Source organism: Bifidobacterium amazonense (assembly GCF_018555435.2).
Classification (GTDB): Bacteria; Actinomycetota; Actinomycetes; order Actinomycetales; family Bifidobacteriaceae; genus Bifidobacterium; species Bifidobacterium amazonense.
Window position 1 is genome coordinate 16552 of the sequence record NZ_JAFEJT020000015.1, and the last position, 24795, is coordinate 41346.

General features: G+C 61.8%; 29 protein-coding genes and 1 tRNA gene. 16 read left to right on the plus strand and 14 right to left on the minus strand.

Annotation, left to right across the window (positions count from 1 at the left end; genetic code table 11):
• Nucleotides 1–29 precede the first annotated feature (29 nt).
• The 3 genes from JS533_RS05060 (at nt 30) to glgX (ending at nt 3799) form a co-directional block, all read left to right on the plus strand.
• Nucleotides 30–923, plus strand: a complete 894-nt coding sequence (locus tag JS533_RS05060) for a Nif3-like dinuclear metal center hexameric protein (RefSeq protein ID WP_241513404.1) — start codon at nt 30–32, stop codon at nt 921–923.
• Between the two features lie 41 nt (nt 924–964).
• Nucleotides 965–1552 (plus strand): NUDIX hydrolase, encoded by a 588-nt coding sequence (locus JS533_RS05065; RefSeq protein WP_241513405.1) that lies wholly within the window; start codon nt 965–967, stop codon nt 1550–1552.
• Between the two features lie 105 nt (nt 1553–1657).
• Entirely contained in the window at nt 1658–3799 is a 2142-nt protein-coding gene (glgX, locus tag JS533_RS05070) for a glycogen debranching protein GlgX (protein WP_241513406.1), read from the plus strand.
• A gap of 142 nt (nt 3800–3941) precedes the next feature.
• Here the strand turns inward: glgX and JS533_RS05075 are convergent, their stop codons facing one another.
• Nucleotides 3942–5213 carry an ABC transporter permease gene (locus JS533_RS05075; RefSeq protein WP_241513407.1) on the minus strand — a complete coding sequence of 424 codons (1272 nt, stop codon included), beginning with the start codon at nt 5211–5213 and terminating at the stop codon, nt 3942–3944.
• A 482-nt stretch (nt 5214–5695) separates the two neighbouring features.
• On the opposite strand from JS533_RS05075, the gene JS533_RS05080 reads away from it, so the two are divergent.
• Nucleotides 5696–5769, plus strand: a tRNA-Pro gene (locus JS533_RS05080).
• Between the two features lie 172 nt (nt 5770–5941).
• Nucleotides 5942–6589, plus strand: a complete 648-nt coding sequence (locus JS533_RS05085) for a hypothetical protein (protein ID WP_241513408.1) — start codon at nt 5942–5944, stop codon at nt 6587–6589.
• Nucleotides 6590–6634: 45 nt separating this feature from the next.
• On the opposite strand, the gene JS533_RS05090 is transcribed toward JS533_RS05085, so the two are convergent.
• From JS533_RS05090 to JS533_RS05145, 12 genes are all read right to left on the minus strand, one after another.
• Entirely contained in the window at nt 6635–7384 is a 750-nt protein-coding gene (locus JS533_RS05090) for a hypothetical protein (RefSeq protein ID WP_241513409.1), read from the minus strand.
• Nucleotides 7385–7518: 134 nt separating this feature from the next.
• Nucleotides 7519–7929 carry a hypothetical protein gene (locus JS533_RS05095; RefSeq protein WP_241513410.1) on the minus strand — a complete coding sequence of 137 codons (411 nt, stop codon included), beginning with the start codon at nt 7927–7929 and terminating at the stop codon, nt 7519–7521.
• On the minus strand, nt 7926–8357 hold the full coding sequence (locus JS533_RS05100; protein ID WP_241513411.1) for a hypothetical protein: 432 nt from the start codon (nt 8355–8357) through the stop codon (nt 7926–7928). Before JS533_RS05100 ends, JS533_RS05095 begins: the two co-directional genes overlap by 4 nt.
• A gap of 1 nt (nt 8358) precedes the next feature.
• Nucleotides 8359–10701, minus strand: coding sequence for a bifunctional DNA primase/polymerase (locus JS533_RS05105; RefSeq protein WP_241513412.1), 2343 nt, complete (start codon nt 10699–10701; stop codon nt 8359–8361).
• 103 nt (nt 10702–10804) lie between these two features.
• A complete protein-coding gene (locus tag JS533_RS05110) occupies nt 10805–11512 on the minus strand; it encodes a hypothetical protein (protein ID WP_241513413.1) in 708 nt (235 codons plus the stop codon).
• Nucleotides 11513–11577: 65 nt separating this feature from the next.
• Nucleotides 11578–12525 carry a hypothetical protein gene (locus JS533_RS05115; RefSeq protein WP_241513414.1) on the minus strand — a complete coding sequence of 316 codons (948 nt, stop codon included), beginning with the start codon at nt 12523–12525 and terminating at the stop codon, nt 11578–11580.
• A complete protein-coding gene (locus tag JS533_RS05120) occupies nt 12522–12908 on the minus strand; it encodes a hypothetical protein (RefSeq protein WP_241513415.1) in 387 nt (128 codons plus the stop codon). Before JS533_RS05120 ends, JS533_RS05115 begins: the two co-directional genes overlap by 4 nt.
• 151 nt (nt 12909–13059) lie before the next feature.
• On the minus strand, nt 13060–13455 hold the full coding sequence (locus JS533_RS05125; protein ID WP_241513416.1) for a protein kinase family protein: 396 nt from the start codon (nt 13453–13455) through the stop codon (nt 13060–13062).
• Nucleotides 13448–13735 (minus strand): hypothetical protein, encoded by a 288-nt coding sequence (locus JS533_RS05130; RefSeq protein WP_241513417.1) that lies wholly within the window; start codon nt 13733–13735, stop codon nt 13448–13450. Before JS533_RS05130 ends, JS533_RS05125 begins: the two co-directional genes overlap by 8 nt.
• A complete protein-coding gene (locus JS533_RS05135) occupies nt 13735–13971 on the minus strand; it encodes a hypothetical protein (RefSeq protein WP_241513418.1) in 237 nt (78 codons plus the stop codon). The genes JS533_RS05130 and JS533_RS05135 overlap by 1 nt, the downstream gene beginning before the upstream one ends.
• Before the next feature lie 21 nt (nt 13972–13992).
• Entirely contained in the window at nt 13993–14370 is a 378-nt protein-coding gene (locus tag JS533_RS05140) for a hypothetical protein (RefSeq protein ID WP_241513419.1), read from the minus strand.
• Nucleotides 14371–14377: 7 nt separating this feature from the next.
• A complete protein-coding gene (locus tag JS533_RS05145; RefSeq protein WP_241513420.1) occupies nt 14378–14638 on the minus strand; it encodes a helix-turn-helix domain-containing protein in 261 nt (86 codons plus the stop codon).
• 95 nt (nt 14639–14733) lie between these two features.
• On the opposite strand from JS533_RS05145, the gene JS533_RS05150 reads away from it, so the two are divergent.
• From JS533_RS05150 to JS533_RS05160, 3 genes are read left to right on the plus strand one after another with little or no spacing between them, the layout of a single operon-like run.
• Nucleotides 14734–15138 carry a helix-turn-helix domain-containing protein gene (locus JS533_RS05150; RefSeq protein WP_241513421.1) on the plus strand — a complete coding sequence of 135 codons (405 nt, stop codon included), beginning with the start codon at nt 14734–14736 and terminating at the stop codon, nt 15136–15138.
• Between the two features lie 20 nt (nt 15139–15158).
• The gene (locus tag JS533_RS05155) at nt 15159–15581 is read left to right on the plus strand and encodes a hypothetical protein (RefSeq protein ID WP_241513422.1); all 423 of its coding nucleotides are present in this window, start codon (nt 15159–15161) and stop codon (nt 15579–15581) included.
• Nucleotides 15582–15595: 14 nt separating this feature from the next.
• Nucleotides 15596–16987, plus strand: coding sequence for a tyrosine-type recombinase/integrase (locus JS533_RS05160; RefSeq protein ID WP_241513423.1), 1392 nt, complete (start codon nt 15596–15598; stop codon nt 16985–16987).
• Between the two features lie 59 nt (nt 16988–17046).
• On the opposite strand, the gene JS533_RS05165 is transcribed toward JS533_RS05160, so the two are convergent.
• On the minus strand, nt 17047–17601 hold the full coding sequence (locus JS533_RS05165; RefSeq protein WP_241513424.1) for a hypothetical protein: 555 nt from the start codon (nt 17599–17601) through the stop codon (nt 17047–17049).
• Nucleotides 17602–18395: 794 nt separating this feature from the next.
• Here JS533_RS05165 and JS533_RS13690 point away from each other — a divergent pair.
• The 8 genes from JS533_RS13690 to JS533_RS05205 all read left to right on the plus strand — a co-directional run bounded on the left by JS533_RS13690 (nt 18396) and on the right by JS533_RS05205 (nt 24787).
• Nucleotides 18396–18734: an HNH endonuclease signature motif containing protein gene (locus JS533_RS13690; protein WP_274619178.1), complete on the plus strand. Its 339-nt coding sequence runs from the start codon at nt 18396–18398 to the stop codon at nt 18732–18734.
• A gap of 110 nt (nt 18735–18844) precedes the next feature.
• Complete coding sequence (locus JS533_RS05175; protein WP_241513426.1) at nt 18845–19102, plus strand: hypothetical protein; 258 nt, start codon at nt 18845–18847, stop codon at nt 19100–19102.
• Nucleotides 19074–20552, plus strand: coding sequence for a terminase (locus JS533_RS05180; RefSeq protein ID WP_241513427.1), 1479 nt, complete (start codon nt 19074–19076; stop codon nt 20550–20552). The genes JS533_RS05175 and JS533_RS05180 overlap by 29 nt, the downstream gene beginning before the upstream one ends.
• A 13-nt stretch (nt 20553–20565) precedes the next feature.
• Nucleotides 20566–22095 carry a phage portal protein gene (locus tag JS533_RS05185; RefSeq protein WP_241513428.1) on the plus strand — a complete coding sequence of 510 codons (1530 nt, stop codon included), beginning with the start codon at nt 20566–20568 and terminating at the stop codon, nt 22093–22095.
• Entirely contained in the window at nt 22022–22840 is an 819-nt protein-coding gene (locus JS533_RS05190; RefSeq protein WP_476727086.1) for a VG15 protein, read from the plus strand. Before JS533_RS05185 ends, JS533_RS05190 begins: the two co-directional genes overlap by 74 nt.
• A 63-nt stretch (nt 22841–22903) precedes the next feature.
• Entirely contained in the window at nt 22904–23443 is a 540-nt protein-coding gene (locus JS533_RS05195; protein WP_241513430.1) for a helicase, read from the plus strand.
• Between the two features lie 22 nt (nt 23444–23465).
• A complete protein-coding gene (locus JS533_RS05200; RefSeq protein WP_241513431.1) occupies nt 23466–24386 on the plus strand; it encodes a phage major capsid family protein in 921 nt (306 codons plus the stop codon).
• Nucleotides 24386–24787, plus strand: a complete 402-nt coding sequence (locus JS533_RS05205; RefSeq protein ID WP_241513432.1) for a hypothetical protein — start codon at nt 24386–24388, stop codon at nt 24785–24787. Before JS533_RS05200 ends, JS533_RS05205 begins: the two co-directional genes overlap by 1 nt.
• The last annotated feature ends 8 nt before the right edge of the window (nt 24788–24795 follow it).

Below are 24795 nucleotides of genomic sequence, written 5' to 3' on the forward strand. Positions count from 1 at the left end.
TACGACAATTTACGACAAAGGAGCATGCCATGCCCACGCTCAGGCAGGTCGTCGACGTACTGGAAACGCTGTATCCGCTGCGGTATGCGGAACATTGGGACGCGCCCGGACTGATCGTCGGCGACCCGGCACGGCCGGTGCGACGCATCGCGTTCGCCGCCGATCCGACCGCGGCCGTCATCGACGCGGCGCTCGCGAACGGGACCGATCTGTTGGTCACGCACCACCCGCTGCTGTTCCGCGCCGTGCACGAAGTGTCCGCGATGGGCGCGCACGGCGACGTCGTGCGCCGGCTGTACGAATCCGGCTGTGCGCTGTGGGTCGGGCATACGAACGCCGACGCGGCCTTCCGCGGGGTCGGACAGGCCGCGGCCGACGCGTTCGGACTCGTCGACCAGCATCCGCTGGTGCCGATCCGGGACGACGGGTCCGCGACGGCCGGTCACGAGGCCGGTCTGGGCCGCGTCGGACGGCTGGAGACGCCGATGACGTTCGAAGCGTTCGCCCGCCGCGTGGCCGACGCGCTGCCGCACACCGAACTCGGCGTCACGGCGTGCGGCCCGCTCGACCAGACGGTCGAAACGGTGGCCGTGCTGCCCGGTTCCGGCGACTCGCTGTTCGATGAGGTGCGCGCCAGCGGCGCGGACGTGTACGTGACCAGCGACCTGCGCCACCATCCCGCCACCGACGCGATCGAACAGGCCCGGCACGAGGCCGGCCTGCGTGCGAAGGGCATCCGCGCGGGACTCGGCGACGCGCGCATCCGACCGCTGCTGATCAATACGCCGCATTCGGCCATCGAATCATTGTGGTTCCGCTACGCGCTCGAGGACGTGCCCGCCGCCGTCGAACGCGCGACGGGGGAGCGGCCGGAGGCCGAATGGCTGCGGATCAACACCGACCCGTGGACGCTCAGGCTATAGCGGCCGGCAAACGGGCCATCACGAAGGGGAACGGGAAAGACATGCATGACATCATCGACATGGACGCGCCGGTTACGGTGCTCTCGCGCGAAACCGTATATCGGGGAGCGATCTTCTCGGTCGAGGACATGACCATAGCGTTGCGCCGGCGCGACGGCGGCGAAACCGACATCCGCCGCCAGGTGCTGCGCCACGCGCCCTGCGTCGTCATGCTCGTGCACGACGAGGAGCGCGACCGCTACGTCGTCGAACGCGAATACCGCGTCGGCTCCGACCGATTCGCCTACGGCATCCCCGCCGGGCTCATGGACCCAGGCGAGGATCCGGAAACGGCCGCATTACGAGAACTCGCCGAGGAAACCGGCATCGTGCCGGCCGAACCCGGCGACGTGACCATCGAACACGTCGGCGACTACTACTCGTCCGAAGGCATGGCCGACGAACTCGCGCACATCATGGTGCTGCATCTCAAACGTTTCCGTCTCGTCGAACGGCATCTCGACGCCGACGAGCACGTCGACTCCGCATGGGTCGGCTGGCAGGAGCTGCTCGACCTGCCCGTCACCGCATCCAACTCCATCATCGCCATCCAGCACGAACGCATCCGCCGGCTGCTCGCCGAACGCTGAACGGGCGGCCGAACCGTCCGCCGCGGCACGCCAGCGAGGCAAACCGCCGCAAAGCGTTCAGCTGACACGTCGTCAATATTCACTTTCGCGTGAGATACTGGGGATATGCAGATCAGACCAGGTTTGATGTATCCGCTTGGTGCCAGCTATGACGGCGCCGGCGTGAATTTCGCACTGTTCTCCCAAGTCGCCGACAAGGTCGAGTTGTGTCTGTTCGATGACGACGACAACGAGACGCGCATCGAAATGACCGAGCAGAACTCGTATGTATGGCACAACTACATCGCCGGCATCCAGCCGGGCCAACGCTACGGATACCGCGTCTACGGTCCGTACGACCCCGACCGGGGCCTCAGATGCAATCCGAGCAAGCTGCTGCTCGACCCCTACGCCAAGGCCATCGAAGGCAACATCGACGGCGACGAAAGCCTGTTCTCCTACTATTTCTCAAGCCCGGAGGACACGCATCGGCGCAACGACCTCGACTCGGCCTCGCACACCATGAAATCCGTGGTCGTCAACCCGTACTTCGACTGGAGCAACGACCAGCATCCGCGCATCCCGTACCATGACTCCGTCATCTACGAGGCGCACGTGCGCGGCATGACCAACCTCAACAAGGACGTCCCGCCGGACATCCGCGGCACATACGCCGGCCTGGCGTACCCGAGCGTCATCGAATACCTCAAGAAGCTCGGCATCACCGCCATCGAGCTCATGCCGATCCACCAGTTCGTCAACGACACGTTCCTGCAGGAAAAGGGCCTGTCGAACTACTGGGGATACAACACCATCGGCTTCTTCGCGCCGCACAACGCGTACTCCAGCTCCGGCGAACGCGGCCAGCAGGTCAACGAGTTCAAGTCCATGGTCAAGGCCTACCATCAGGCCGGCATCGAGGTCATCCTCGACGTGGTGTACAACCACACCGCCGAAGGCAACCACATGGGCCCCACCCTGAGCTTCAGGGGCATCGACAACCAGTCATACTACCGTCTGGTCGACAACGATCCGCGCCACTACTTCGACACCACCGGCACCGGCAACTCGCTGCTCATGCGCTCGCCGCACGCGCTGCGCCTCATCACCGATTCGCTGCGCTACTGGGTGTCCGAAATGCACGTCGACGGCTTCCGCTTCGATCTGGCCGCGACCCTCGCCCGCCAGTTCCAGGAGGTCGACAAGCTCTCCGCGTTCTTCGACATCGTCGAACAGGACCCGATCATCAGCCGCGTCAAGCTTATCGCCGAACCATGGGATCTCGGCTCCGGCGGCTACCAGGTCGGCGGTTTCCCGTCCAGCTGGTCCGAATGGAACGGCCGCTACCGCGACTGCGTTCGCGACTTCTGGCGCTCGCAGCCGTCCACGCTGCCCGAATTCGCGTCGCGCCTCATGGGCAGCTCCGATCTGTACCAGATGAACGGACGCCGACCGGTCGCCTCGGTGAACTTCATCACCGCGCACGACGGCTTCACGATGAACGATCTGGTCAGCTACAACGAGAAGCACAACAGCGCGAACGGCGAGGGCAACCGCGACGGCGAGTCCAACAACCGTTCGTGGAACTGCGGCGTCGAAGGCCCGACCACGATCCCCGACGTGCTCGACCTGCGCGAACGGCAGATGCGCAACATGTTCTCCACGCTGCTGCTCAGCCAGGGCATCCCGATGATCTGCGGCGGCGACGAGGTGGCGCGCACCCAGCAGGGCAACAACAACGCCTACTGCCAGGACAACGAGATCTCGTGGACCAACTGGGACCTCAACGACTCGCAGAAGGATCTGCTCGAATTCGTCTCCAAGCTCATCCACCTGCGTCTCGAGCACCCGGTGCTGCACCGGCGTCGCTTCTTCTCCGGCCGCGAACCGGGAGAGAGCCCGGACAGCCTGCCGCAGGTCGAATGGTTCGACCACACCGGCTCCATCATGGACATGGACGATTGGGCGAACACGCACGCGTTCACGGTGATGATCTTCCTCAACGGCTCGAACATCCCCGAAATGGACTACTACGGCAAGCAGCTCGTCGACAACGACTTCATCATGATCTTCAACGCCCACTATGAGCCGATCATGTTCACGCTGCCGGACGAGAAGTACGGCCGCAAGTGGCAGCTCATCATCGACACGCACAATCCGAAGGGACCGGAGCTCAGCTACGAGGCCGGGTTCGTGATCACCGCGCAGTCGCGCAGCTTCATGCTGCTCAAGAGCGCGAAGAACCCGAATCCGGAGCAGCTGTTCTGATCCGTCGGGCATTGCGGTTACGGATCGCGGTGACGTCGGCTCGCAACCGGTAGGGCGAGGGGCCAGGCCCCTCGCCCTTTTGCGTTTCCGGCTATTGCGGTCGCTTCGTGTCGGGCCGGCTGCAGGCCAGACAGACGATACGTCAGCGATCGGAAGCGAGACGGGACTCGATCATGGCGTCCGGAAGCTGCGCCGCATCCGATCCGTCGCCGGACTCGGCCTGTACGACCTGCGCTGTCGCGGCCTTCGCCGCGGATACGGCGGTCGTTGCCGCGGCCGGGGACACGCCCGCCGCGGCCTCGTTCGCCTCGTCGAGACGGCTCGTCTGGAACCGCACCAGCTGCATCTGCACGCGATCGGCCTCGATCGCGGCGATCTGACGCGAGAAGACGATGAACCAGCCGAGGAAGAACGCGCATGCCAACGCCTCGAGGTTCGTGAGCGTGTCGTAGCCGCGCAGCATGTAGATGCCGAAACCCGCGCAGACCGCGATCGCGAGGTCCGAGATCGCGTACATGGCCTTCGGCATGCGCGGGGCCAGCCACGGCAGGGCGAGCAGCAGCACGCCCATGACCAGCGGCAGACCCTTCGCGCACACGTTGTGCATGATGTAGTGCGGCGTATAGCGGAACACGCCGATGCCGATGAACGCGAGCCCGGAGACGGTGAGCAGCAGCGACAGGATCGCCGTGCGCACCCTGAAGTGGGCGACCTCCGGCTCGACCTCGTCGCCGTAACGTTCGTGCCACAGCCGTTCGAGACGCTGCGTGGTGATCAGCTCCGAGACGGCGAAGTAGCTGACGATGATGATGCACGTGCCGGCGAGGATCAGCGTCGCGTTGAACATGGTCGCCGCGAACGTGGTGCGGTCGCCGAGCTGCGAGAAGTTGTTGTGATACCAGTACGGGTCGTCGGTGGTGAGCCCTGCGGTGCTCACACCGGAGATCACGAAGAACGGCAGCAGCGAGGCGAGGGTCTTCGCGTTCATGAGCTCCGCCTGCACGAACGTCATGTAGCCGGCCACGCCGGCGAACCCGGCGCAGGCGGCCGGCATGTAGCCGGCGAACAGATGCATGCCCAGCACCGTGTTCACCACGCTGAACAGGGCGAACGATGACAGGAAGATCGTGGCCGCGTACACGACCGACAACGCGAGGATCTCGAAAGTGCGGCGGATCGGCATCCACCAGCCGTTCTTGAGCGTGAACGAACGCGAGTTGCTCGCGTAGCCCACCGCGAACGAGACCACGCCGCATGCCGCTATGACGGCCGCCGCGGCGCTGAACCGGCGCTGCGTGACCTGCCAGATGGCGGGGGCGAGATCGAGGTAGAGCTTCATGCCGAAGAACGCGACGACGGCGCAGATGAGGAACGACACCAATCCCAAGGTCTCCGCCCGCTGATGCCGTCCCATGATGCTCCCTTCCACGCCCGCTTCTCACACGTCGCATGTTCATTGTAATCGTGCCGCGGGGCGGGCTGCGCCGCGAGGATATGGAGCATCCGTGCATGTTTGCGGCCGCATCGTTTCGTCCGCCCATTCGGTGCATTCGTCCACTGCATTCGTCCACCCATCCGGTACAATGGATGATTGTTGTTTTTGCCCGGATCATCCGCGCATTGCAATCGGGGCGTAGCGCAGCTTGGTAGCGCGCCTGCTTTGGGAGCAGGATGATACCAAACCGACTGTGTTATGACCGCCGCTGAGACCTACTCCCGCTTAGGGTTTCGGGTTTCGGCAAAAACTGAAGAATGGAGTCCAGTAACACTCAGTAACAATGACCGCAGACCTCCGACTTCTCGGCTGTTTTCTGAACCAAGGATTCCGGCAGTTGGAAGCACATCGCGTCCCCCGCGGTGCGTATAATTGAAAAGTTATGCCTTATGGCATGAAAACGGGCTGTGGCGCAGTTTGGTAGCGCGCTTGCTTTGGGAGCAAGACGTCGCAGGTTCAAATCCTGTCAGCCCGACTCGAAAGCCCTACTCCCGCTTGGGATGTAGGGCCTCTTCTTTTTTCGGGCTACGGCTCCAGTAACAAAATTCCAGTGTTACCGGGATGGCCGAATCCAGTAACATTTTTTGTTACTGGCATGAAGCGCCCGAGATTCCAATGATTCCAAGGGGTTTCGGTATGATTGGGGCATGTCCACCACGATTGACGTGTATCCGACGACGGATTACCTGCCCTTGGTCGAAGAGACGAGAAGCCGCACCCAAGAGCTCTATCAGCAGCTGCTCGACCGGTATGGCATCGACAGCACCGTGGAGGTCAAGGCGTTCTACCCATGCGGCCCCGATGAGGAACTGAGGTACGTGGATCCGGCCACGCGCTGGAAGGTGGAGATGGATCTCGGCTTCGCGTATCTGATCGACGGCCAGTGGCGGGCGAGTTCCTGGCCGTCGCTGTGGGAGCGCACCCGGATCGATCAGCCGTGGATCGATGACTACGTGAAGTCCGACGGGAAGGAAGGCTATCCCCCGTCGATGCTGGGCGAATGCTTCCCCATCGAAGCCGACGAGTTCGATCTGCCGCTGTCCGATGAGGACATGCGATTGCTGAACGCGCAACCCCATTTCTGGCATGACATACGGAACTTCGCCGGCCCGGCAGTCGCCTCGACCGGATACGGGTTCGTCGCCGCCGCGCTGGCCGAGGAAACCTGCGGACGTGTGGCATCCACCGATGGGGCATTCGACAGCAGAGGTCACAACGGCGAAACTGCCGAACAGTTCCTCACATGGTGGGGCGATGAGCAGATGGGCTTCTACAAAAAGAAATCTTTCCAGTGACGGTAGGGGGCTGTCCGTTGATATTCCTTCAACGGACAACCCCGGTCAGGCTTCTTTCCCATAGTCGGCGCGTTTCCGCAGTAACGGCACCAGCTCACTCAAGGAGAGTTTCCCGTCGGATCTGTAACGTAAACCGCCGCGGTTGACCCAGCTTCGTATCGTGCTTGCCGGTAGGCGGATACCCGCCTTCGCGCACTCGGCGCTCAGCTCGGTGGCGGTTCCCCTGACTTCGCTGACGATGAGACGAGCCAGCAGCCGGTCGGCCACGGCTCGACGGTTCACCCGCTCGCCACAGCTCGCGCACTCGCCATCCGATTCGTCTGGATCCCCCCACACCACGCCGCCGCAGTCCGGGCACGAGCCGAACGCGATGCGAGGCTTCGCGGGATTCACCGCCTTGTGGACTCGTCCAGACATATCGGCGATGTCCTCATACCAGCCGAGCACGTCCCCGCTCTTCAGCAACGGTCCCGGTCGGGCAAGCACCATACGAGCCAAACCGACCACCGTAATGTGCGGATCCAGCGTCTTCGGGTAGTCGAACCGTGCGCACAACCGGCGCATGAGTTGTTCCGCCTCGCAATACAGCTCCCACAAGTCATCCCTCAACGGCGACGGGGCCTCGGCCGGCGAGGCGTGTCCGCTACCCTGCATGTTCACGCCGGCTTGTCTGGTGGCGATCAATAGCAGTGGCATGGCATCCTCACCAAGTTGGGCGAGGTTGTCCCAGAGCCGATGCTCGCAGCTCCGGCACAGCAATCGTCCCGCGGCGGTTTCGGCTCCGTCATTGTTCACGCATGGTCCCGTCATGCTTGTCCTTCCGGTTCAGATGGTTCTTCAACTCTTGTAGGTCATCGGTGTCGTATCCGCAGGAACACCACCAACGCAGCCCATGTCCGGTGGATTCCGTGACTACCAAATGCACTGGCTCATTCGTGGTCATCGGCGTTCCCCTCATTCATGGCACGGATGTGTTCCTGCATGACGGTGAGCGACGTGAAGTCGCGTCCGCATGAGCAGATAAAGATTCTCCCGCCCTTCGCGGTATCCAGCAGCCTGTGCTTCAGCGTGGGCGTGGGGTCATCCAGGAATGCGAGTGGATTGTTCATGATGGTTTCTCCGATCTTGTCTTCCAGATGCTGTGCGAACCGATTGGGATCCCGTGTTGAGAATCCGCACGCGCACTCGCGTACGTACCCTGTCGGGGTCCCGAAACCGACGGTGGTGGCTCGTGTCCGCAGCATGGCGAGCACGGCCGGCACCAGACGAATCAGTCGGTGGGTTTTCCTCGGCGTTGTTTTCTTCGGTGTCTTGAACACCGGCTTATGTGTGGCGGTCATGGCTTGCTCCTCCAAGCTGTCTCGAATTGTCTGATCTCCTCGTCGGTCATCCTCGGCCCGACCCATTTGCTGCCCTCCACCTGTTTGGGTGGTTTGAACGGTTTCATGCTGAGGGGTGTTCTGAAGCACTCGTGCACGGCCAGATACAGGCCGTCACGACTGACGCCGTATGACCCGCATGGGGTGCGAAGCGCAATGAGGCCCGTGCCTGCTATCGGCTGGATCCGCGTGAATCGGCGACCGAGAATAACGGCCGTCACCAGATCGTTCGCATCCAGCACGCCCGGATCGTAAACCTCTTCGACCGGCCCGCCAGTATCCACCGCCACCCATTCGCCGCATGTCCCACATTTGCGGGCGACTAGATGGGCGGGGTTCACGCCGCTGGGGCACAGCAGCCTCAGCCATGAGGGTTTGCGTCTCACCATGTCAGCCGCCTCCCAACTGACGACGGATCGAGTTCCAGATCGTCGTCAGCTCCGTATCCTTCAAGCCGCTCGCCCGACCACGGTCGAGCAGGTCTCGCTGGATGGCCTCGGCGTTCTCCGGGTGGTTCAGCAGTCGGCCGTAGGCCCACGCATGAAGATCGTTGTTGCGGCTGCCTGCGGGAATCGGCGTCATGTCGGGGCGACCGTTCGATGCGGAGACCACGGCAATGGGCTGGCGCATAACCTCACTCAACGGGGGAATCCGCGTGGCGCTCGCAGACACAGGCGAAGTCGCCTGACCTTCCACGTTGGTCACGTAATTGTGGGCAATCAGCCACTGCTCCATCTTCTGCGGCATCACCGGCGGCTGGCCGTCCGGCAAATCCAGCAGCAGATAATCACCGTCCGGGATCCGGCTACCAGCGCCGACCACGTACCCCTTGCCTTCGCAACGAATATCGACCGGAATGCCCTTCTCGTGGACGGCGTTCTTCAACCGGCCTCGCAGTTCCGGCGGAATCATGTAGTAGGCGTGCGCTGACGGCAAGCCGTTCCTGCGGCCGGTCGGCGTACCGACGAGGTACGTCTTCGGGAAATCCGGGGAACCGTATTCGCCGATCTCGCGGTTGAACACGTCCCAACCGGTTGGCGCATCCTTCAGGACCTCACCGGTGGCCGGATCCTTAGCGACATCCAGATCGATGATCGCCATGCCCGCAGCCGGAACGACCGCATACGCCGCCACGTTGGCCGGCGGTTGCTTGCCTTCGGGAAGGGTGCGGTTCTTCGCCCAGTCATAGGAGCGCTTTTCATCGGTAACGGAGCCGAATGTGACCGGATAACCGCAATCATCTGGCGTTGCCACAGCAGCACCTTCAATCGGTGGCGGCAGCGGCGGTACGGGCTTGGCTTCGGCTTCCACCGCTTCGGCAAGATCCCTCGCCGCACTGTCGCGGTACACGCTGAAGACGTGTTCGTTTCTGACCACCAGCACACGGACCACCTCGCCGTTGATGCGCTTGGGCTTCGACTTCAGACCGAGTTTCATGGCGGTGTTCCGGTGCCCGGCTTCGGTTTCGCGAAACGGATTATCCCGGCTGACGGCGTACCCGTTCGCCACGATGCAATCCACGATCCACTGTTGCGCCTCGGTCAGATCATCGGCGGATCCGATAACCACATCGGTCCACGGTTTGTCGCCACGGGCTTCCCAGAGACGACATGAGGCCATGAGGAACGGGGCGATACCATGCTCGTCACGGAACCGCAACAGATCCGCGAACTCGCCTTCGGCGCGCCCGTCCTTCATGCGCACGAACACACGGCGCCGTTCCAGCGCCTCCGTCATGCTCATGATGACGGGGTTGTTCGATGCGATGATGAACGTCGCCTTGTTCTTGAAACTGACCGCGTTCTCCTGCACGCGCCGCGCCACCATCGTGTCGCCGGTGCCGATCTTCTTCAGCAGGGTGGCCTGCTCCAAGGTGATGGTGTCGGCGTCCTCGTCGTAGGCCCACAGTGCGCCGATCAGCTTCAGCATCTCCTGATCAGTGGCGAATCCCCCGTTACCGTTCCGTCCACCCAGCAGGGTTTTCGACGTAACGGCGGCGGACAACGCGGGAAGGCTTCGGTGAAGCGTGTCCAGCAGGATCCCCTTGCCATTGCCGCCCCCGCCATACAGCACATAGAACAGGTGCTTGTACGGCTCAAGCAGCGGAGTGGCGAACATGCGTCCCAAGTTCTCGGCGCTATGCGCGTCCGCAGTGACAAAGCGCAGGAACTCGCCGGCCTTGGCGACCAGTTCGTCGGTATAGTCCACGTCCATGAACACCTCGAAGGGGTTGTCGAACAGAGGATCGCCGGGACTGATGCGTTGCACGCGGCCGTCGATGCGGTAGAACGCCATGTTGCGGAACTTCACACCGTGACGGACGCGCTTCGCCAGTTTCGCGCACTCGACGCGAAGCTGCACGTTCCACGGCAGATACACCTGCGTCCGTCCGGTCACGTGGTACTCGTCCTCAAGGGATCCGATGGCGTGCCACGAATCCAGCAGACGGTTGGCGCCGGTCAGATCCACGTCGCGCACGTACAGGGTCTGGCCATCCTCGCCGAGCAGCATGGAATCGTTGCGGAAATCCCATAGTGCTTTCGCATACCCGTCATCGAAGTACGGCTTGCTCTTGTTCATTTCGTTGCGCGGAACCTCGATGCTCCGTCCGACGCGGTCATAGAACGTGTGCTTCCACGGATCCGGTGAAACCCGCATCCCCATAAGAACGGTCTGCACGTTGCTCGGCCCATCCGGGATGATCGAACACTGGTGCCTGAACGGAGCATCCATTCTTATCGCCTCATTCTCTTACTCGTAGTGGAATCGTCTTCTTTGTGCCCGCCACGGCTGTCGCATCCGCGGAGACCGCTTGGCTACGGTTCGGGCACCCCCTCTAGAACTCGGGTTCGTCGCCGATGATGTCGTTGACTGTCCGCTCGTCAACGCCGAGGAATCCGGCGATCTCCGCGGCAGTTCGTCCGATGGCGGCGAGCTGTTTGATCTGTTCGGCGTTCACCTGCGGCTGCTGGAACGCGGGCTGCTGCGTGGTCGGCGGCTGATGCTGCTGCGTCTGCGACGTCTGGCCCCGAACCGGTTGTTGGGGTTCTGTGGCGCTCATGGCCTGGGCGACCTGCGTCTGATTGGGCACGATCTCGTAGCTGTACAGCTTCGGCGGATTCCAGCCGCGCTTCTTGGCCTCGCCGTTGGCGGTATAAGTGGCGGTGAACCCGTCGCCAACATGCGGGAAGTCGCGCCCGACCATGCGGGAGGCCTGACGCAACGTGCTCAGGTTCTTTCCTTTCACGTACACGGCGCGAACGCCGTCGTCTCCCAGAATGGTGGTGTCCCGAAGCGTGGTGGCGACATGGATGACGACCTGCATCATGGGCTGGCCGTTGTCGAAGAACTTCGGCTCCTGCGTGTCCATGTCCCGCTGCTGTTGGGCCTCGATGCTCTCGACCGTGCCGGTGACGGAAGTGCCGATGGGGTCCTCTCGCTGGAAGAACGACGGCGTGCCTCCCGCCATCACCTGAGCGAGCGACGGCAAGGCCTGTGCGGGCTGGCCGTAATTGCCGTGCGACTGGTTTGCTTGTGCGAACATTGCTGACTCCTAATCGTTTGACTGGTTGACTGTTGACTTGGATGAGATTGGCTTCGGAGGAAACGTCACATGTCCGGCACCTCCCGCATCGTCGGATCCAATAGCGGAATCAGTTGCCGCCACCGTTCCGGCACTTCGGGCGTGGGTGGCGCGGAGAGTTCAGGGATCCCGTTCGCCGCATCGTCCGGCCATGAACCGCAGTCGAAGCAGTGGGTGGAGGAAACGGGAAGCAGGTGAATCCACGCATCGCGCACATCGACACCTTCCTGTCGTTCGATCAGATCCATGAAGGTGATGAGCATCTGCGCCCTTGCCAACGCCCATAGTCCGGGTTTGTCGCTGAAGCGCAGCTCCACAGGCAAGGCGTCGTTCAGACTGATCCCGTTTCGGGGAAGGAAGAAGATGCAGTTACGTTCCACCTGCTCGCCTTCGTTCCTCAAGCCGATGCCGTACAGCGACGCCTGAACCATGTAGGTCTGCGAGGGGCCGTGCGCCTTCACGTCCTTCAACGTGGTCGATCCGACGATCTTCCAATCCACGGTGCTCGCCGAACGCCGGTCGTACAGGTCGATGGATCCGCGCACCGGGTAACCGCCTTCAAGCCCGTGAAGCTCTCCGACCGTGACCCTCATCTCTGTCTCGTACGGCCGGTGCTTCACGTCCGAGTCGAAGCCCTGCGGGTTCAGCCCGTCGAACATGCGCTCGAAATGCTCATGGACGCACGTGCCGATGAACGGGAGCCATGCCACGCCGCGACGACGCTGCCACCCCGCGAGTTTCGCCGCCAAGCAATGCAGGCAGTCCGTGCCCAGCTCGCTCGGTCCGATGGCCTTCTGCCGTTCGCGTGGCGCGTTGCCGATATTGTCCTCAATCAGCCCTCGGATCTGCGGCCACAGCGATGCCTCGACACGTAACAGCTCATAGGGCGTCGCCTTCTCGACGGTGTCGACCTGCGCCGTGGCCTCGGCGGATCCCGCACCGTTCAGAACGGCAAGCACGTCGGCGGCGCTCATTTGACCACCACCGAACTCTTGTCGCGCTTCATCAGCGGTTCCAACGCCAACGCACCCAAGGCTCGGCGGGCCGCCGAGACATCCGGCGACACCCTGTAGAAGGACGGATGCTGAGCCGCCGGGTACTTCTGCGTGAAACGCTTCGTATCCAGCCGTTGATTGCCGGCCTTAACCTGTACATGTAGATTGCCCGCCTCATACGAGCCGACCGGCCACGCATCGAGGATCTGCGCCTTCAGGGAGTCAATCTCGTCCTGGGCGCGTTTGATGTCCACCTGCAATGCGGCGATACGTGCCGCCTGATGCTCCAGCAGATCGTGCCTCTGATCCTCCAAAGACGGCATCGAGCCGTCGATCTCGGGTTGCACCAATGTTCCCGTCATTGTTCCTTACCTCCACTCACCCTGATGGGGATGACTCCGACCGGATGGCCGGGCTTGGTTTTCCTGTGTTCCCTCGCCCTCTCGTAGGCGGAATCCGCATCGGTGGGAGCCGCCAAGGATCCGCACGCGCGGCATCTCGGCAGATACCGTCTCAATCCGCATCGCCTCCCAACGGGACTCCGTCATTCAGCAGCAGCGCGAATGACTCCAGCGTCATCATCACGAGTTGTCTGGCCTGGCCGTCACGCGACTCGATGCCAATGCCCGGCCGCTTCTGCACGACCACGCCGATCAGGGCGTCATCGTTGCCGCGCTCGATCTCCGCCTCCTGCAGATGCCGGGAAACATCCATCTTCGCCGTGTTCTTGCACTCGATGACGATCCGATGGCCCCGGTAGCGGATGCCGGCGATGTCGCCGCAGTCGTTCGCGCCCATCAGATGACGGCGTTCGATCCGGTCGTCGTCCAGCGCCCAACGCAGATAATCGACGGTCCGGGCCTCCATTGCCGCGCCGGCGCGCCGCGCCGTCTTCAGGCTTCTACCCATTAGATGCCTCCTCCGCCTTACGCCGCCGCTGGTATTCCTTCATTTGTCGAAGCCGCTTCTCGCGGTTCCGGTAGTAGTGGTCACGCGCATACGCGCGATCCTTCTCCCGCTCCCACGGATCTTCACGCCGCCGACGTTGCCAATCGCGCTTGCTCGCACGACGTTCCTCGTCGCTCATCGGACGGCTTCGGCGCGTGCGCGTTCGCCGCCGGGGCTTCGTCGGCGCACGGCCGGCGCGACATGATTCGATGAATCGCAGGTCATCCAGATCGAAGTCCATCACCATTCATCCCTCACTTCGCCGGTGGATTGGTAGACGTGTGTGCGGAAATAGTCCAGAACCGTTTCCTTCGGGTACAGCACCGTGCGCCCGACCTTCACGAACTTCGGACCGATGCCCATAGACCGCCAGTAGCCCAACGTGCCTTCGGAGATCCCGGTGGCGGAAACGTCCTTCGGCGTGTTCATCGGCTTCAGTGAGGCCTCCAGCGAGTCGAACAACCCCGTGTCTTCCATTGGTCCGTCCATAGCGTCACCTCAGAGATCCGTCGGCGTGGCCGCGTCGCGCTCGCAGACCATGTAGTTATCCGCGCCGTCGGATGATTCAGCCAACTGGATTCCCGTGCGCGTCAGCACGTCTCCATACAGGCTGAGCACCATGCCGACGAAGCAGATCTCAAGTTCGTTCGCATGGATTTCCCCCACAACGGCTCCAGCGCCGGGTGCGAGCGTGACCGTACCGAACGGGACGGGTTCATCGCCCATGCGATGCGCGGTGACTTCCACCACGAGCGGGCGATCATCGCCACACACCGCGTTCAGTATCGGCATGAACATGTTGATCGCCGCCCGCTTCCTTCTCACTGACTCGTCGTTGAGAATTGGATTGTCCTTCATCGCCGTTCCTTTCTTCATGGGTTCCTTATTTGCCGCGATGCTTGGCAAGCAACCGCAACCGTGACTTGGGTGGTACGAACTCGGAGGGATCGTGCCCGGTGACAAGGCAGATCGCATAAATCTCGGGGAACGAGAACGGCGACCGGCCATGCCGCTTCGCACTGAACGTGCTGTACGGCATCCGTATGAGCCGAGCCACGTCGGAGTACTTGTGTCCGTCGGACTTCAGCACCTGGGACACCTTCGCACCCAGCCACCTGTCCACCTCGGAACGTCTATTAGTCATATCGCTAACACTATTCGTCCTTCGACGAAATATCAACACGAAAATGACTTGATATGACTAATTGCATTAGCGAGAAATCATGTTATGATGGCGGTATGGCTAATGAAATCGACACTAGGGCGCAACTGTTCGGCAAGTACCTCGGGGCCGAGCTCAAAGGCGCAATCCGTTCCCGGGGGTATTCGCAGGCGGAAATCGCCGACCGGCTCGGACATGCCAGATCGTCCTTCGCGAACTGGCTGAACGCGAAACCATCCATACCGGTGGAGGTGGCGGAGAAAATCTGCCTGTGCATCGGCGTGGAGCTGAAAGAAATCGTCGGACGCGCCCACCAGCGAGTCAACGAAGAAATGGGGGCATACGGGACCGAACGCATGAGCGAGCAGCAATCCGTACTGGAGCAGCTGACCCGTGTAATCGGCAACGGCAGACTGAACTACACCACCGCCGCATACCGCGACGAAAACAAGAAGAGAGAAATGGAAACACCAACGGACTGACCGGAAGCGAAAGGCACAGCTTGAAGAACAGTTATGGCGACCTGCTGCGTGAGGCCCAATCAATGGGACTTCAGGTGGTGGAAGGAACAATCACCGGCGACCACCTAGGGCACTACGACCACGAGCGGCGTCTCATCACCATCGACGGGAGAATCAACGACAACCAGAAACGAGTGGCACTACAGCACGAGATCATCCACGCGGAACATTTCCGTTTGGGCATGAACCGGTGGATGGATCCGGTGGCCGAAGAGGCCAAGACCCGACGCGAAACCGCGCTCAGGCTCGTGGACCTCCGCGAATACGCGCAAGCCGAGCAGACCTACGAGGCATGTCCCTTCAAGATCGCCAACGAGCTCCACGTCACCGTCGGCGTCATCAAGGACATACAGGACATCCTCGAAAACGAACCGTTCCGGCGGAACCCCGCCTACGCATACTGAAAGAAGCTGAACCTATGGCACGAGTGACCATCGATGACCTGTGGCTCAAAGACGACGATGATGGCAACCCGCCATCGGCCACAGCCCGGCGAAGCCTCGCCAACGCACGCGACCCGCAGAAAGCCCGTGTGCCCGAAAAGTGGCGTTCAAATCGCTATGGCAGCGGTATGCGCTGGCGCTGCCGTTGGTTCGTCGTCAAACCGGACGGCACCAAGCAGTCGAAGACGAAGGCGTTCGACAAGCTCTGCGACGCCGAAGAGTTTCAAGCCGCCCTTGAAGACGACATCCGGCGCGGACGTTATATCGACCCCAATGCCGACCAGCGGCTTTTCCGCGACGTGGCGGACCAGTGGATCGAGACCAAGCTTGACATCAAACCCTCCACGCTCGGCCGCTACCAGCGGGAGCTTCGCGTATACATCAACCCCACGTGGGGCGACAAGACGTTGCGCGAAATCACGCTCAAGGATCTCCAGTCATGGGTGACCGGCCTCCAGAAAGGCGACTACAAGGCGGAACTGCCGGTAAACAAGAAAGGCGTCATGCGCAAGCCGAAGCCATTAAGCGCGCGAAGCATCCGCAACATCGTCAAAGTCGTCATGGCGGCGGTGTTCGAGTACGCCATCACCAACAAGTGGATCCGGGAAAACCTCGCCAAGCAGGTTGTCACGCCCAAAATCGAGACCAAGGACGAGGACATGGTGTTCCTCACCGTGCCGGAAGTGGAGCTGCTTGCCGACACAGCCGCAGACAACGGGCGAGACGTGGACGGCCTGCTCATCCGGTTCCTCGCCTATACGGGAGTGCGCATCAACGAAGCCCTCGCCCTGCAAATCCAAGACCTCGATTTCAAGGGGCGCAAAGCCCGCATACGCCGAACATGGTCGGATGACGGCAATGGCAAAATGCAGCTCGGCACCCCTAAAAACGGAGAGGCCCGCACCATCGCGCTGCCCGGATCCCTCATCGCGCAACTTGAGAAACTGGCCGAAGACCAGAGCAAAAGCGAGTTCCTGTTCCGTGCGAAGCGGGGCGGGTATATCCATGACCACAACTGGCGCACCCGTGTCTGGTACCCGACCGTGAAGGCGGTGGGGATGGAGGACGAAGGCGTGAATATCCACAGTCTTCGCCACACCTACGCGAGCATCGCCATCGCCAACGGCGCGGATGTGAAGACGCTACAGAAACAGCTCGGACACGCCACGGCGAGCATCACACTCGACATCTACGCGGCGCTATGGCCCGAACGCCTCAACGAAGTCGCCGACGCCGTGGACCAAGCGCGACTCGACGGCATCGCCAAGGCGAAGGAAGAAGCCGAGAAAGCCAAGGCCAAGGCCGCGGCCAAGTTCAAGAAGGCCGAAAGCGGGATCGGACACGACGAACTCGACAAGGCGGCATGAGCGGAAACACCGGCACGATTAAGGGCGCATCGGACAACCGGTGCGCCCTTCTTCCAATCTCAGGGAAGCTGCTGAATCCAAGCGGCTATCGCCGCGTAATCGATGATGGACAGTGCCGTGCACAACACGGCAAACCCCAGCAACATATAGCCACGCTTGACCCAACGGATCCGCTTATCCTCAGCCGCACGCGCCTTCGCCTCATTGGCCGTCAGATTGTCGATTTGGTACAGCAATACGGATTTTCTGCTTTTTGAGCAAGCGTCATTACGCAGCCTGTCCAACGGCAATTCTTCCTCACCGCGCTTCGGGTCGCATATATCAATCAGTCCAACCGCTACGGCAAGAGCCAACAAAAACAAAGCGACGTATTTCAGCCACTGCACATGAACACTTGATAAGGCGGCGAACGGCGAAGTCAGTGAAGCAAAGCCGATCAGCTGACGACTGAGCTGCACCGAAGTATCGACCTGCTTGCGCCGATAATCCCTCTGTCGGTTGACTTCGGCCAGTACCGATTCCAGAGATGCGATGACTTCCGCCTCATTCTCCGGCTGATCCGGCTTCGCCTCAGCCGGCTCATCGTCTGCGTCGTTCGCTTTCGTGTCCGCCATTCCGGGCCACCTTAGCGTGTATGGATGTGACTTGGGTCCAGAGAATGTTGCGAAATGTGCACCTGATTCTCAGGATCCGCATAGCTCGGAGGAATGGTCGGCTTCCACGATGAATCCTGTTGCTGATCTGGCATATCTTCATCCTTTCCTCGGAGATTCCGATAATACTCATTCCAGTATCCCTCAATCCGAACCGCCCGTTACACCCGTTACCCGCGTTACACCAGTCGTGAGAATGAACCATACGACAATCCAGAGCGATAACGGGTAACAGGCATCCCGTTACGGTGCGAGTACCGGAAAATCAAGGATTCACTACCACCGTAACAGGGGTAACAGGCGTAACCATGACTACCCTCCCGCATTCTCATACCACCGCCATGACCATCGGTTACACCGTTACACCCGTTACAGGGAAGGTAGGAAGAATGACGGAACCATCTGAAAACAAGGGTTGCCAGCAAGTAACACGGGAAGCCCCCACAGACGTTACAGCCGGTTACACCCGGTCTGGGAACACGGCGACAAAACCGTCGAATATCTAGTAGACCTGACGGCCTCCGTCGCTTGCGGCCAAACCGCAACGCGGCGAAAATGATAGTGTTGCCGTTCAATGCAAGGAACACCAAGGCAATCCCAAAGACTTCACCTCGCCCCGCCGGGCTTTCCTCCTTTCACCGGCGGGGCACATTCATACTCCGGGTGCCGTGAAGCCCACCAAGCCTCACACCTGCATAACCGAAAACCGCTTGCGACACAGGCATCACGGCACCCGCCAACACAATGGCCCACATATGCCCCACGATAGGAACTACAAGGATCCACGGCGCCTCAACCGACAAGCCCGCAACCTCGCACGGCAGCGAGTGCTCGCGCAACAAACACCATGCGGCATCTGCGGCAAGCCCATAGATGACAGCATCAAATGGCCAGACCCAATGAGCGCCGAAGTGGACGAGATCATTCCGGTCAGTCGTGGCGGCAGCGCAACGGACCTGAGAAATCTACAGAAAACGCATCGTTGCTGCAACCAACTCAAAAGCGATAAGAGCCTTGCGTGGGCAAGACAAGCCTCACAAGGCAAGTCCGCGCTCAAGCCCACCGCCATCCCGTTCAAAACGTCGGACTGGTGACTTCGACGGATGGGAGAGGTACCCCAACCCCGCAGAGGCCCGGCTACCCCGGAGTATCGGCCAAAACTCTCCCCATTTATTTTTCCCCAAAGCAAGAAATCAGGTGACTCATGGCCGCAAGGACGCCCCGCAAGGCGGTGAAGCCGGTGGATCCGCTCGACTATGAGGGGATGCTTCGCAAGACGCTGGTCCGCTTGCAGACCGCCGTGTTCGATCCTGACACACCGCCCCGAGACCTTGCGGCACTGAGCCGCAGAATGTTGGAGGTTTGCCGCGAACTGGAACGGCTCGAATCCGAGAACGGCGGGGCTAACGCACCGACCGCGACGGAGGTAGAGGATGAACCGTTCGACCCGGACGAAATCTGAAACGCACTCCGACCGCCGCAAACTCTCCGAAGTAGCCCGACACGTGGTGCTGCCCGATGGCATCAGGACGACGGGATGGCCGAAGGTCGAAGCGCAGGCGCGGCAATGCGACATCGAATACGACGGATGGCAACGCCAGCTAGGACGCTGCATTCTCGGCAAGACCACGGATGGCGTGTATGCCGCCGGCATCGGCGGCGTGGTCATCAGCATCTGCCGTCAGGTCGGCAAGACATTCCTGATCGGCACGATGATCGTCATGCTGTGCATCCTGAACGACTATCCACTGAAGGTGCTGTGGACCGCGCACAGAACGCGCACCAGCGACGAAACCTTCAAATTCATGTGCGCCCTCGTCCGCAGAAAGGCTATCAGCCGGTTCGTTGACGGGGAGCCGCGCAGGGCGAACGGACAACAGGAGATCGTGTTCGTCAACGGATCCAGAATCATGTTCGGCGCCCGCGAAAACGGCTTCGGCAGAGGCTTCGACAGCGTGGACGTGGAAGTGTTCGATGAGGCGCAGATCCTCACGGAACGCGCGTTGGACGACATGATCCCGGCGACGAACGCGGCCCGCAACCCTCTGATCATCTACATGGGCACGCCACCGAAACCGTCGGATCCGTCCGAAGTGTTCTCCACCCGTCGTGACGAGGCCCTGAAGGGCGACAGCACGGACATGCTGTATGTGGAGTTCAGCGCCGACAAGGACGCCAACAGTGACGACCGGAAACAGTGGGCGGTAGCCAACCCGTCGTATCCGCATCGTACAGGTGAAGCGGCCATCCTGCGCATGAAGAAGAACCTGGGCGATGACTCGTTCCGCAGAGAAGGCCTCGGCATCTGGGATGAAACCACAGTCAGCAGCGCGATAAGCCCGAAACTATGGGCCGATGGCGAAGTGTCCGCGCGCACGGATGGTGGCGTGACCTCGTTCGGTATCGACATGTCGCCCGACCGCAGCGCCCTGGCTATCGGAGCGTGCATGAAGTACCCGGACGGCACGGCGCATATCGAACTCGTTGAATACCGGGATACGAAGAGGCATGGCACCGCTTGGGCCGCCGACTGGATCGCCGAGCGCTGGCCGAAGACCGCCTCCGTCGTCATCGACGCGCAAAGCCCGGCTATGGTGCTGCTGCCTGAGCTGAAGGCACGGGGCGTGAAGGTCATGGTGAACTCCACGAACGGCATGGGTCAGGCCTGTGGGCGCGTGCTCGACATGCTGAACGCCGGCACCCTGCGGCATCTGCCGGATGCGGACCAGCCGCAATTGGGCAAGGCAGTGGCGAACGTGACCACGCGGCCGATCGGCAAAAGCGGCGCGTTCGGATGGAACAAGAGCGGATCCGACATCGACATCTCCCCGCTTGTCGCCTGCACGATGGCTTTGCAGGGCGCGTGGACCACGCGCCGCAACCCAAACAGGCGACAGCACGTCATGCACTAGAAGGAACAGGCAATTGGCAGACGAAGGTATTTGGAGCGCGGCGGTCAAACGTCCGTTGGACGTGAACAGTCTCGGCGCGACGAACATCCCCGGCGTGGATCCAGAGGACATGCCGGTCATCCGCGCACTATGCAAGGTGTGGCGCGACCGATACCCGTACAACCTGATCCGCAGCGGCTACTATTTCGCCCACTACGGGTTCAAGGACTTCGGCATCTCGATTCCAGACCGCATCAAGGCGAACGTGAGCGCGTGCATCGGCTGGCCGTCCAAGGCGGTCAGGGCGCTCGCCGATCTGAGCGTGTTCGACGGTTGGACCATTGACGGTTTCGACCCGTATGGTGTCGCCGACCTGACCGACAGCACCGCATTGGAGCTGGCGATTCCGCAGGCCATCGTCTCCGCGTACATGCACGGCTGCGCGTTCCTGACCATCACGAAGGATGACGAGGGAATCATCATCACGCCGCGCAGCGCCGAATACAGCGCCGCCATCTGGGACGGGAGGCATAACCGGCTTGCGGCGGTACTGACCATCAACGACGCGACCAGCAAGGGACGCATCACCGCGTTCAACGTGTTCCTGCCGAACAAGGTGTATGCGGTGGCCCGCAGCAGCCGAGGCGGCTGGGAGGCCGAACGCATCATCACGAACTGGCCCGAGCCGACCGCCATCCCATTCATCAGCGATCCGCAGCTATCCCGCCCGCTTGGGCGCGCCCGGATCACAAGACCGTTGATGTCTCTGACCGATATGGGATTCAGGACGTTGGTACGCATGGAGGCGAGCGCCGAGTTCTACAGCGTGCCGAAACTGTGGTTCCTCGGGGCGCCGGAGGATGCGTTCAATCAGGACACGTGGTCGTCGCTGGTGTCTGCCATCAACGCGATCGATGGCGACATCGACGGGCGCAATCCCGAACTGCATCAGATCAGTCAGGCATCCATGCAACCCCACTCCGACATGCTGAAGACCATCGCACTTGTCGTCGCGTCGGAGACGAACCTTCCGGCCGACAATCTGGGCATCACGTTGGACAATCCGACCTCCGCCGAGGCTATGGCCGCTGCCGAGCGCAAGCTCACCCGTGAAGCCGACCGGCAGAACCGCCTGTTTGGCTCGCAGTTACAGAAGCTGCTGCGCATGACCATCTGTCTCCGTGACGGACTGACCGCGCCGCCAGATGATCTCAAGGACATCAAGCCGGTGTGGATGCCGACCCGCGAGATCTCCGACGCGGCACGAGCCGACGCCTACGTGAAGATCTCCGGCGTGAACGAAACCTATGCGAACAGCACTGTTGGCTTGCGACGTCTCGGCCTGACCAATGACGAAATTGTCTCGCTGAAAAACGAGGCCACGCAATCCCAAGCCCGTAGTGTGCTCGACATGCTGGTGAATGGAGGTGCCGGTGGCGACGGTGACACGAACGGACGTAGCCCGTCTGGGCAAGGCCCAGAGCCAGACGGTGAAGCTGGCGCAACGGGAACTGGGACGACTGTGGATGGAACTGGAAGGACTGCCGCCCGCACGGCAGCGTGACGTTCTGCTGGACATGCTGCCCGCCCTGTGTCGCAAGTACGGCGACATCGGATCCGTGGCGGCGGCGGAATGGTATGACACGCTCTGGCGCAGATGGTTCGACGGCGATTTCGAGGCGCAGCCGGTCAACGAGTTCGACGACAAGACGGCGCGTGAGATCATCCGCGCGAAAGCCGGGCTACTGTTCGACAAGCCCGACGGCACGATGGCGGATCCGGCCGAGTTCCTGAGATGGGCGAACAAATTCCTCGACCGCAACGTGAAGAATCCCGGCCGGCTGACCGTCCAGCGCAACGCGCAACGGGACCCGCGTCATCCCGGCTATGCGCGCGTTCCATCCGGTGTCAAGACGTGCCCGTTCTGCCTCATGCTCGCCGGCCGCGGCTACATCTACCGCAGCGCCGAAACCGCCGGCGCGGACCACGACTTCCACGACGACTGCGACTGCGAGATCGTGCCCGAATGGAACAAGGGCGGGAACGCCATCGAAGGCTACGACCCCGACCGATACGAGCAGATGTACCGCGACGCCCGCGACGCGCTGGAGAACCCTCACGCGGATTCACGACTGCTGGAAGCGGCCAACAACGTTTCCCCGTACACCGTGACCATCACCCAGAAGAACGGGAAACGCCGCACGCACACATATGCGCCCGGAGACCCGAACAACCTGAACAGTCTCGCCGCAGTGATGCGACGGCAGCACCCCGACTTCTTCAAGGGAGCCGACGGCGACGTTCACTAAGACCGCAGCCCCTGTAACAGGGGCTTTACCGATGCCCGGAACGGGCTGATTGGAGATGGAACCATGTTCAAACCGTGGCAGGCACGGTACCCCAAACGCATCCGCATGATCGACGCGCCTACGGCCGGAGGGGGCGAGCCACCGGCGGATCCCGGAACGAACGATGCAGGCGAACACGTCGATTGGGAAGCCAAATACCATGACGCGATGAAGCACTCCCGCGAGTGGGAGAACCGGGCCAAAGCCAACAGCGACGCGGCCGACAGGCTCAAGGCAATGGAAGACGCGAAGCTCTCCGAAACGGAGAAGCTGACCAAGCGTGCGGAAGCCGCCGAAAAGGCACTCGCCGACATGAAGACGGCTCAGGAAAGGCTTGATTGGAAGACCGCAGCGGCCAAGGTGACCGGTGTCCCCGTCGATCTGATCCGAGGCGCCACCGAGGAGGAGATCAACGCACATGCCGAAGCATTGAAGACCTACCTGTCCACGGTGAGCAAGCCCACGGCTCCGAACGTCCCCAACCCATCCGGCACTCCGAAAACGAAGACCGGCAAAGACAACCCGAACTCGCTGCTGCTCAGGCAGCTGTTCGGCACCAACTGACTCATAGGAAGGCATATTCAATATGGCAGCATTGCAGACCAATCAGGTGGTCCTGCCCACCGACGTGTCCCTCGCCGTCGTGGACAAGGCGCACGACACCAGCACCATCGCGACCCTCAGTCCCGCCGACAGGCTCGGCTTCCTCGATGACAAGTACAACGTGTTCAACGGCAAGGCCCGTGCCGAAGTCGTGGCCGAAGGCGCGAAGAAGGGCGGCTACGAGCAGCCCATCACCCCGAAGGAAGGCAAGAGGTTCACCGTCCAGTGCACCACGCGCGTGAGCAAGCAGCTCCAGTGGGCGGACGAGGACGACCAGCTTCAGATCCTCGACGCCATTCAGGCCGATCAGGCGGCGGCTCTGGGCGAAGCCCTTGATTACGTCGTCTATCATGCCGTGAACCCGGCCTCCGGCGAAGAGATGACCGGCTACGAGGCATTGGCGAAGGTCGCCACGCAGGTCAAGGGCGGCAAGGATCATCTCGCCAATCTCGACCTTCTGACCGACCAGCTGTTGCGCGTGAACATCACCGGTGTGGCGCTGTCCCGTACTCTGGCGAACGAACTGCGCAAGCTGCGCGTCTCCGCCACCGGTGGCCGACTGTTCCCGGAGATCCCGCTCAGCCTGAACACCGGCATCCTCGACGGCATCCGCGCGAGCACCAGCACCACCGTGGAAGGACAGTACGTCAACGGATCCACCGGAGTGCTCGCGTTCATGGGAGACTTCAGCACGATCCGCTGGCGACTCGTGCGACCGATCACCGCCGAGGTCATCCCGTACGGCGACCCGGACAACACCGGAGTGGACCTGGCCGGCAGCAATCAGATCGCCTACCGCAGCGAGGCCGTGTTCTCCTACGCGATCATCGACCCGACCGCCATCGCCGTGCTCAAGGCTGAAAGCCCGGTTGCCGGCACAAAGAGCGTGAAGGCGGTCAAGTGATGCCTGTGACCCCAGTCAAGACGCTCGTAGTGCAGACCAGCGAGAACGGGGCGCCCGTGCTCGCCGAGCCTGTGCGTCTGGTGAATCCCGACGGCACTCCGTTCACCGGATCCGTCGAATCGATCGCATGGTCGAACGTGACCGGCAAGCCGGCGTCCTTCCCGACCACATGGGACGACGTGTCCGGCAAACCCACCAAGTTCCCCTCCTACGGATACGACTGGACGAATCTCTCAGGCAAGCCGACATCCTTCCCCTCCAAATGGGCCGACGTATCCGGCAAACCCGCAACGGCCGCCGCCATCGCGGACCTCGCCGCCGACGCCGACGCGGCGGCCATCGTCACCGCGGTAAACAAGGCGTTCGCCGCGATGCGCACGTGGGGTCTCATCGCCAAGTGAGGTGACGG

What these genes read in the sequence shown, in the direction of transcription:
- JS533_RS05165 (WP_241513424.1), bottom strand. Translation starts at nt 17,601, where the DNA reads ATGGCGGACACGAAAGCGAACGACGCAGACGATGAGCCGGCTGAGGCG.
- glgX (WP_241513406.1), top strand. Translation starts at nt 1,658, where the DNA reads ATGCAGATCAGACCAGGTTTGATGTATCCGCTTGGTGCCAGCTATGAC.
- JS533_RS05095 (WP_241513410.1), bottom strand. Translation starts at nt 7,929, where the DNA reads ATGACCGCCACACATAAGCCGGTGTTCAAGACACCGAAGAAAACAACG.
- JS533_RS05175 (WP_241513426.1), top strand. Translation starts at nt 18,845, where the DNA reads ATGGCCGCAAGGACGCCCCGCAAGGCGGTGAAGCCGGTGGATCCGCTC.
- JS533_RS05110 (WP_241513413.1), bottom strand. Translation starts at nt 11,512, where the DNA reads ATGTTCGCACAAGCAAACCAGTCGCACGGCAATTACGGCCAGCCCGCA.
- JS533_RS05100 (WP_241513411.1), bottom strand. Translation starts at nt 8,357, where the DNA reads ATGGTGAGACGCAAACCCTCATGGCTGAGGCTGCTGTGCCCCAGCGGC.
- JS533_RS05195 (WP_241513430.1), top strand. Translation starts at nt 22,904, where the DNA reads ATGTTCAAACCGTGGCAGGCACGGTACCCCAAACGCATCCGCATGATC.
- JS533_RS05065 (WP_241513405.1), top strand. Translation starts at nt 965, where the DNA reads ATGCATGACATCATCGACATGGACGCGCCGGTTACGGTGCTCTCGCGC.
- JS533_RS13690 (WP_274619178.1), top strand. Translation starts at nt 18,396, where the DNA reads ATGCCCCACGATAGGAACTACAAGGATCCACGGCGCCTCAACCGACAA.
- JS533_RS05075 (WP_241513407.1), bottom strand. Translation starts at nt 5,213, where the DNA reads ATGGGACGGCATCAGCGGGCGGAGACCTTGGGATTGGTGTCGTTCCTC.
- JS533_RS05130 (WP_241513417.1), bottom strand. Translation starts at nt 13,735, where the DNA reads ATGGACTTCGATCTGGATGACCTGCGATTCATCGAATCATGTCGCGCC.
- JS533_RS05085 (WP_241513408.1), top strand. Translation starts at nt 5,942, where the DNA reads ATGTCCACCACGATTGACGTGTATCCGACGACGGATTACCTGCCCTTG.
- JS533_RS05150 (WP_241513421.1), top strand. Translation starts at nt 14,734, where the DNA reads ATGGCTAATGAAATCGACACTAGGGCGCAACTGTTCGGCAAGTACCTC.
- JS533_RS05200 (WP_241513431.1), top strand. Translation starts at nt 23,466, where the DNA reads ATGGCAGCATTGCAGACCAATCAGGTGGTCCTGCCCACCGACGTGTCC.
- JS533_RS05115 (WP_241513414.1), bottom strand. Translation starts at nt 12,525, where the DNA reads ATGAGCGCCGCCGACGTGCTTGCCGTTCTGAACGGTGCGGGATCCGCC.
- JS533_RS05160 (WP_241513423.1), top strand. Translation starts at nt 15,596, where the DNA reads ATGGCACGAGTGACCATCGATGACCTGTGGCTCAAAGACGACGATGAT.
- JS533_RS05205 (WP_241513432.1), top strand. Translation starts at nt 24,386, where the DNA reads ATGCCTGTGACCCCAGTCAAGACGCTCGTAGTGCAGACCAGCGAGAAC.
- JS533_RS05120 (WP_241513415.1), bottom strand. Translation starts at nt 12,908, where the DNA reads ATGACGGGAACATTGGTGCAACCCGAGATCGACGGCTCGATGCCGTCT.
- JS533_RS05135 (WP_241513418.1), bottom strand. Translation starts at nt 13,971, where the DNA reads ATGGAAGACACGGGGTTGTTCGACTCGCTGGAGGCCTCACTGAAGCCG.
- JS533_RS05180 (WP_241513427.1), top strand. Translation starts at nt 19,074, where the DNA reads ATGAACCGTTCGACCCGGACGAAATCTGAAACGCACTCCGACCGCCGC.
- JS533_RS05105 (WP_241513412.1), bottom strand. Translation starts at nt 10,701, where the DNA reads ATGGATGCTCCGTTCAGGCACCAGTGTTCGATCATCCCGGATGGGCCG.
- JS533_RS05125 (WP_241513416.1), bottom strand. Translation starts at nt 13,455, where the DNA reads ATGGGTAGAAGCCTGAAGACGGCGCGGCGCGCCGGCGCGGCAATGGAG.
- JS533_RS05140 (WP_241513419.1), bottom strand. Translation starts at nt 14,370, where the DNA reads ATGAAGAAAGGAACGGCGATGAAGGACAATCCAATTCTCAACGACGAG.
- JS533_RS05145 (WP_241513420.1), bottom strand. Translation starts at nt 14,638, where the DNA reads ATGACTAATAGACGTTCCGAGGTGGACAGGTGGCTGGGTGCGAAGGTG.
- JS533_RS05060 (WP_241513404.1), top strand. Translation starts at nt 30, where the DNA reads ATGCCCACGCTCAGGCAGGTCGTCGACGTACTGGAAACGCTGTATCCG.